This window comes from Gemmatimonadota bacterium (assembly GCA_026706345.1).
Lineage (GTDB): Bacteria > JAAXHH01 > JAAXHH01 > JAAXHH01 > JAAXHH01 > JAAXHH01.
This window is the reverse complement of record JAPOYX010000011.1, coordinates 1-394: the sequence shown is the minus strand read 5'-3', so window position 1 is coordinate 394 and position 394 is coordinate 1. Positions and strand designations below refer to the sequence as shown.

General features: G+C 49.2%; 1 protein-coding gene. It reads right to left on the bottom strand.

The features are described 5' to 3' along the window. Positions 1-118 precede the first annotated feature (118 nt). A partial coding sequence (locus OXG98_00630) for a hypothetical protein (protein MCY3770518.1) occupies positions 119-394 on the bottom strand: 276 nt, incomplete at its 5' end.

Below are 394 nucleotides of genomic sequence, written 5' to 3'. Positions count from 1 at the left end.
CTCGGCACCGATTAACTTTTACCCAAGCGGCGATTGGCAGTATGGTCTCCATATCGCTGTTGATTTCACCATATTGTGCTGTCTTGATCATACCTGAGCCTTGGCCGTTGGGATGCGATCATGACGGCGACGTATGCGTAAACAATCGCACTATGATTGCCACGATGCCGATTATTGCGGGAACTCCCACGGTCAGGATGACGCCAAGTATATAGGCTTTAGTGGGCATATGCTTTAGCGTTTCCTCTATGCTCTGCAAGCGTTCCCTGATACTCCCGTCCTTGAAATACAGGTCATCCATAACTCTGTCCACGTTGTGCACTACAGGATCGGGTATCTGCCCGGCTTCTTCCCCTACCTTCCGAGTATCATTTGACATTGATTCATCCATAGA